The sequence below is a fragment of the Marinobacter halophilus genome (genome assembly GCF_003007685.1).
Lineage (GTDB): Bacteria > Pseudomonadota > Gammaproteobacteria > Pseudomonadales > Oleiphilaceae > Marinobacter > Marinobacter halophilus.
Genome location: NZ_PXNN01000016.1, coordinates 311,630 through 318,728 on the forward strand (window position 1 = coordinate 311,630; position 7,099 = coordinate 318,728).

General features: G+C 51.2%; 5 protein-coding genes. All 5 read left to right on the top strand.

Features of this window, described 5'->3' with window-relative positions:
* Window position 1 precedes the first annotated feature (1 nt).
* The gene (locus C7H08_RS13880) at window positions 2-3,190 is read left to right on the top strand and encodes a hypothetical protein (RefSeq protein ID WP_106672826.1); all 3,189 of its coding nucleotides are present in this window, start codon (window positions 2-4) and stop codon (window positions 3,188-3,190) included.
* Entirely contained in the window at window positions 3,191-4,204 is a 1,014-nt protein-coding gene (locus tag C7H08_RS13885) for a tetratricopeptide repeat protein (RefSeq protein WP_106672827.1), read from the top strand.
* Window positions 4,205-4,215: 11 nt separating this feature from the next.
* The gene (locus C7H08_RS13890; RefSeq protein WP_106672828.1) at window positions 4,216-5,208 is read left to right on the top strand and encodes a tetratricopeptide repeat protein; all 993 of its coding nucleotides are present in this window, start codon (window positions 4,216-4,218) and stop codon (window positions 5,206-5,208) included.
* Window positions 5,209-5,234: 26 nt separating this feature from the next.
* Window positions 5,235-5,927 (top strand): DUF3592 domain-containing protein, encoded by a 693-nt coding sequence (locus C7H08_RS13895; protein ID WP_106672829.1) that lies wholly within the window; start codon window positions 5,235-5,237, stop codon window positions 5,925-5,927.
* A gap of 44 nt (window positions 5,928-5,971) precedes the next feature.
* Window positions 5,972-7,059, top strand: a protein-coding gene (locus C7H08_RS13900; protein ID WP_106672347.1) for an IS3 family transposase whose coding sequence is annotated in 2 segments (ribosomal slippage) — window positions 5,972-6,224 and window positions 6,224-7,059 — 1,089 coding nt in all. Because the reading frame shifts where the segments join, the coding sequence is not laid out codon by codon here.
* Window positions 7,060-7,099: the final 40 nt, after the last annotated feature.

A 7,099-nucleotide genomic window follows, 5' to 3' on the forward strand; every position in this document is an offset into this window, starting at 1 on the left:
CATGGACGATGTTCAAACCTCAAACGGTGCAGATAATACAATCGAACTGCCAGAGCCTTCCTATGAATGCTCACAGGAATCGACCAGCGCTGAGGCCAGTGATTGTAGTAGCACCAACTATGCTTCGTTGATTTACATAACTGGCCAGCGTTGTTTCTGGTTGCTTACTGATGAAGCACTGAATGCCATACAGAAAAGCACGGCCAGTTTGTCGCAGGTTATCAAAGCGGACCAGGTTTCCGAGAGAATAGAAGGCCTCAAGGCAATCGGGATTTCAGACCTGTTTATGCCTCCTCATCCCAGAACCTTTCTGCCTAAAATGTTGCAGGATGAGTGGAAAGGGGCAGAAAGAGATAGAGATAGAATTGAGACTGAAGCGGCGGCGCTTGCGGACTCTTTCAAGGAGCTAAATGATGAATATGCGAGCTTGTTTCACGAGGTGCGCAATTCCCCAAATATCTCAAAGGCAACGAAGCAAAGATACAATGACATCGCAAACACTCATTATTCAGCAAAGCGGGATGTACCGAGGAAGCATCGAGAGCTGAGGGCAAGCATTCATAAATGCACAAAACGTATCGAAGAGCTTCAGGACATGGGCTTTTCGGCCGCTGAATCAGCGGGTTTTGTGGTTCAGGACAACACACTTTATTCGCCCCATCAGCAGAAAGTTTTTCAGCTTCTACGAGAGTACAAAAAAGCAAAAACTGATTTTCTGAATCATGAGCTACCGGACGAGGCAAAGTATCACACGTTTATGCGGCTGTGCCGCGGCCACGGCCGAAGTGTGGAGTGTCAGCTATCGCCCACCAAAGAGAACCTGGTAGAGATTGAAGAATTCCTTGAAGAGTACTACGGCCATTTCAGTCATATCGGGCCCTACCTGAAAAAGGCCATTGAACTGGCATCCAATGGTGTGGCTGTGGCTGAGTATGTGCTGGCGCATCATGATGATATCCGCACGGGACTGGACAAGCTATCCGGGTATCATCAAATGGAGCGAGACTACCGGAAAGTAGAGTCCGATCTCGAAAGTGCGGTTGTGGATTGGGCCAAAGTGCTTGGCAGGAACGGGCCGATTCCAAAAGTCGAGATTGAGCAATACCGGAAGCGGCTTGAGGAACACCGCGGCAGAATGTACCGGTTTCAGAAGGAGACAGAAGCACTGTCCAGAAAGATGGAACCCGTGCGATTGTTTGTCTGGAACCCTGATGATTTTGCAGCCGAGCCCTTCAAGGTTTTGATGAAGCCAGGCATGCCGCTTCGTGAATATACGCAGATCGGCAATGATAAGGTCTTGAACCATTTCTGCCTTAACGACTTGCCCGGAGTTGTGAGGCACGTTGATGGAGTACACCCACTCCCGGAGCATGATGTCTACAGTCAGGAAACCGCCGAACACATAGCTTTGTCACTGAAAAAAGCTCAGAAATCCGAGCACGATGAGATCCTTGAACGAGTGCTGACTGGCCTGGGATGCCAGAAATTAGATATGGCCCCGGCCTGGTTCAGTGATCGTGGGCTGTTTCACCACGATCTCTTTTATGCACAGGTTCAAGCAAAGTATTCCGTTTCAGCGCTGCAATCGGAGGAAGACAAAGAAAAATGGGGCATTAACCTGCGAAGTGTCCTGTTTGAGAAAGATGCGCGAAAGCACCTCATGGTGTTTGATGATAGCTACATGGCTCAGTTTTCCCGTTATGTTTTGGGTGGCATTGATCGTGATGTTGCGGATTATGTTCGAACGAACGTCAAAATATCTGCGCAATCCTCATTTTCGGGTCCCGACTCCGGTGTGGAGGGGACAACAAAAATAAGGGAAAACGGAGAGCAGGGCGACGGGATGAAAGTCGAGTACGGATTAGCCAGTGCGAGCGTTGGTGGAAGGCTAACGGTTATGCAGGGGCATCTTGATCTTTTCGATATTCGGCTCCCGGAACCCCAGAATGCACGTCCATTTAAAGTGCGCTATGAGACAAAAAATGGCCCCGCAAAAATGCATGTCGGTCGATTTTACTGTGAGCTGAATGCCAAGCTCACCGGCTATGTTGGCGCCAACGTGATGCTGACTGGCGGGTTGGGGATCGAAGTTGAGAAGGGGAAAGGTTTAACCTTATCGGGCATCAATAACGGAATGCCTGAAGGGCAAATGGATGCCTTCGCCGGAGCACAGGTGGGAGTGGTTGCTTCAACCAGCCTGTACTGGAACTTGCCGGACGAGGTTCGGAAAAAGGTCAATTACATGAGAGCCCACGAACCGGTAGAGGAGTGGGCCTGCGTCGGGATGCTTAGTGCCGGGCTTACAGCAAGTTGGGGTGTGGGGTATAGCCGGTCGTTCCAGTTGGGCATGAACAATGGCAAGTTGGTTTTTGTTGGTGATGCGGGAATGACAACCGGCCTTGGCCTGAAAGGTAAGTTGGCGTTTGAAATAGATTTCAAGACGGTATCCTACTGGATGGCGGTAGTGCAGAACGAGCTGCACAAGAACGATTACCGTCACATTGAATGGGTAACGCCGGGGGCGTTCGATTTTTTGAGCATGCTTAGTTACTTGCAGCTGACCACTGCGCTTGATGCATCCTTTTTTGCGGCTCGCCAATTGAGCTTTGTGCAAGAGGTGTTTGACTCGATTAACAAGAGTGAACGGGCGGGGATGGTGGCTTTGCGGATAGTCGAGGCGATAGATGATCCAGATGCCGACAGTGGCCCAAGTGGCCAACCAGTCTCAGGGCTTGGAAATTACGGGACTAAGTCTGTTGATTATCAAGAATGGTTTAGAGGGCTACAGCCGGAGGCGATTGGGCCACTGCTGCATAATTTAGTCTCGAAGCCAGTCGATTACGTTGGCGAAGATGGTGTTCGAAGGTCGTCTGAGGAAATGCTCAAAATTCAGCAGGCCTCCATATTGCAGTGCCTCAAGTGGATGAGTAAAGCGGAAGATACGTTTCCTGGATCCTTTCGTGAAGTGACACCCAACCGCCCTCAGCGCCAATTTGAGGAGTCGGTAATCCGTATGAATGCCCATGGTACGAAACCGGAAGGGGGTTCCTTGTTGGCTGCTCGAAATAATGTGGCGAGACTGGATGAATTTATGTCGCAAGAACTGGTTGGCGCTCAAGACATAGTTCGCTTCCAAGAGTATAGGGCTTTGTTAAAAAATCTCAGTTCTCATCTATGGGGTCACGTATAAATGACTAAATACTCACCGGTCTGGTGCGTAGTGTTTTGGTTAATGATTGCTCCAGTCACAGCCCAATCTCAAAGTGATGATGGGCGTGCTGATGAGCTTTTTCTCGAAGGCTACATGTTATATCAGCAATACGCCGGTGGAAGATCGCTTCCTAAGTTCAAGAAGGCAGCTGAACTGGGGCATATAGAAGCCGCGTATTACGCAGGTAATGTTATTCGTCGGAATCATACGTTCATGACTTCGGAGTCCGAACATTACTATCGTCAGGCTGCCGATGGTGGTGATGTCTACGCGATGCTCAGACTTGCTCAAAAAGATAGTGTTTGCGGAACGCTTCGCAATTGTGATTATGATCGCGAGGCTTGGCTAGAGCGTGCTTTGGAGTTAAGCCTTCCAAGGGCGGAAGCTGGTGATACAGAGGCAATGATGGCTCTTTCCTCGGCCTATGCGATTAAGGGAGATAGTGCTTCGGATCTCAAATGGGTTGAGCGTGCAGCCGAAAATGGCCATGCCTTCGCTCAGTACTGGATGGCTGTGATGTTGAGTGAACAGGAGCGAGGTTTTTACTGGACTGAAGCAGGCCGTCAACGAGACGTTCTGAAATGGCTGAAAGCCTCGGCAGTAAGTGGGTACCCAAAAGCGATGTATAAGTTAGCTGTTACGCTTCGAGCGCAAGGACGGCTCGAGGAAGCTCGATATTGGGTTGAGGTCATGGGTAAAACGGATTATTACGATGCAGTCTTGGAGTCCGGGGTTCAGCTCATGATGGGGCCAGATGTAGGCGATATATTCTCTCCAACTATTTCTTATCAATTCGAGAAACCTCGACCAGTGGAAGGTGCAGCACTTCTACTTGCACTTCATCGCCAAACCGGAAAAGACGCTCCGCTGGAAATGATTGAAGCCTATCAGGAGCATTTGACGCCGGAAATTATGGCTGAAGTGGAGACTCGATCTAAAGAGCTTCTGGTGGATACTCCCGTGATCTACTACCTGCCCAAATTTGGGATCTAAGGACGATGAGAGTGTTTCGGCATGTAGCGTTATCTTTGGTGGTCTTCTTGGTCTGGCCTTTGTCAGCTCAGGGCGAAACAGACCGGGAGCGCGCTGATGCTTTGTTCCAGCAAGGCTACACGCTTTACCAGCAACACTCTGCCTCCAGTGCACTGGCTAGGTTCAAGGAGGCCGCGGAGCTTGGCCATACAGAAGCCGCTTACTATGCCGGCAATATTATCCGCCAAGACTATACCTACATTACGATGGAATCCGAGCAGTACTACCGTCAGGCTGCAGAAGGCGGTGATGTCTACGCCATGCTGAGGCTTGCCCAGGAAGACAGTGTTTGTGGGACGCTTCGAGAATGCGACTATGACCGCGAAGCTTGGCTAGAGCGTGCTCTAGAGACCGCTATTCCAATGGCCGAAGCGGGGGATACAGAGGCTATGATGGCGCTCTCTTCCGCATACGCGATCAAGGGAGATCGGTCCGTGGATTTCGAGTATGTTGAGCGCGCAGCAGAAAAGGGCCATGCCTTTGCTCAGTACTGGATGGCCATGATGTTGATTCAACAGGAGCGCGGTTTTTACTGGACGAAGGCTGGCCGTCGTAAAGATGCTCTGCAGTGGCTCCGAGCATCCGCAGAGCAGGGCTTTCCGAAGGCAATGCATAAGCTCGCAATAGAATATGCCAAGGATAATCGGACGCTTGAGGCTAATGTATGGGTCGATCGCATGGGGAAGACGGACTACTTTGAGGCTCTTTTTGAGTATGGATTGGTCCTAGTTGCTGGACCGGATGGGGCGAAAGGCAGGATTCAATACCCCGAAGCCAAGCCAGTTGAAGGTTTGGCTGTACTCCTAGCTTTACACAGAGAAACAGACAACTCCTCAGTTAAGTTTGGTATTGAGCAACTTTTGACTGACTTAGAACCCGAAACAATATCCGAAGCAAAAGTAAAATCCGCAGAGTTGCTGGTTGATACACCAATTCTTCACTACTTGCCCAAGTTTGGGATATAGGCAATTCGCTTTCAAGGAACGAAACATTGAAAACCCTCAAAATCCTCAAGTACACCTTCACCCTCATCGGTGCAGCCATGTTGTTTGGCGCCTTCGCCAGCTACAACAGCACCTCTGCATTTATTGAGCGCGCCACTGAAACCAACGGTACGGTGATCGATCTTGTCGCTTCTCGATCCAGCGACTCAACCAGTTACTATCCAGTCGTTGTTTTTGAGGATGCCAGTGGCCGTCAAGTTCAGTTTCAGTCCGGCTCCGGATCAAACCCTCCATCCTTCAACCGGGGAGAGCCGGTGTCGGTTCTTTATGAACCTGCAGCACCGGAGAGCGCCCGGATCAATAGCTTCTTCTCTCTGTGGGGTGTAGCTGTGATTGTCGGGGGCCTGGGACTGGTATTTGGGCTGGTCGGCGGTGGGATGGTGCTGTTCGGCATTTTGAAAGGTCGTTCCAAGGCTTATCTGGAGGAACACGGCACCGAAGTGCTCGCAAAGTTTGCCTCCGTTGAACAAAACACTAGCCTTACCGTCAACGGCCGCAACCCGTTTCGCATCGTCTGTCAGTGGCAGCATCCTCAGACCGGCGAGCTCCATCTGTTCCGCAGTGACAACTTGTGGTTTGATCCCAGCGACCATATCCAGCAGGAAACCGTGCCGGTTCTGGTTGATGAATCCAACCTCAAACGGTACTGGGTGGGTAATCCCCCCGAAAAACAACGGTGATCAAAAGTAGAATTTTCCGTAAGCTACACGCAGGGAGATTCTGCATGAAGAAGTCACGTTTTTCCGACAGCCAGATCTTGTCGATCCTGAAACAAGCCGAGAATGGTGTACCGGTGCCGGAGCTGTGTCGTGAGCATGGCATGAGCAGTGCGTCGTTTTACAAATGGCGGGCTAAATTCGGTGGCATGGATGCGTCCATGATGGCCCGCTTGAAAGAGCTGGAGGATGAAAACCGCCGGCTCAAGAAGATGTATGCCGAGGAACGGTTGAAGGCTGACATCCTCAAGGAAGCCATCGAAAAAAAGTGGTAAAGCCGTCTCGTCGCCGTGAGATGGCGCAAAAAGCCGTTAATGAAAAGCGCGTCAGCATTCGGCTGGCGTGTTGGATGTTCAGCATCAGCGAGACCTGCTACCGCTACCAGCCCAAGCTGAGCAGCGAAAACGCCGAGATCGCGGACTGGCTGATCAGATTGACCCACAACCAACGTAACTGGGGGTTTGGTCTGTGCTTCCTGCACCTGCGCAATGTGAAGGGCTTCGCCTGGAACCACAAACGGGTCTATCGGATTTACCGTGAGCTGGAACTGAATCTGCGCATCAAGCCCAAGAAACGCCTGGTTCGTGAAAAGCCGGAGCCACTGGCTGTGCCGGAAATGATCAACGACAGTTGGTCGATGGACTTCATGCACGACCAGCTCAACGACGGACGCAGTTACCGGCTGCTGAATGTGATCGATGACTTTAACCGCGAGGGGCTTGGCATCGAAGTGGACTTCTCGCTTCCGGCAGAGCGGGTTATCCGGTCACTGGAGCAGATCATTGAATGGCGGGGTAAACCGCGTTCTATCCGCTGTGACAACGGACCTGAGTACATCAGCGGCAAGCTGGCAGCGTGGGCCGAACAACGAGAGATCAAACTGGCGTTTATCCAGCCGGGCAAGCCGCAGCAGAACGCCTACATCGAACGCTACAACCGAACGGTCCGTTACGATTGGCTGGCACAGTATCTGTTCGACAGCACCGAAGAAGTTCAGGACTATGCCACCCGCTGGCTCTGGCACTACAATCACGAACGACCCAATATGGGACTCGGAGGAATTACTCCTCAACAGAAGTTGGCCATGCTGGCCTGAGGTCTACTTTTGAACCCCGTTAAAAATGGGGGGATTACCG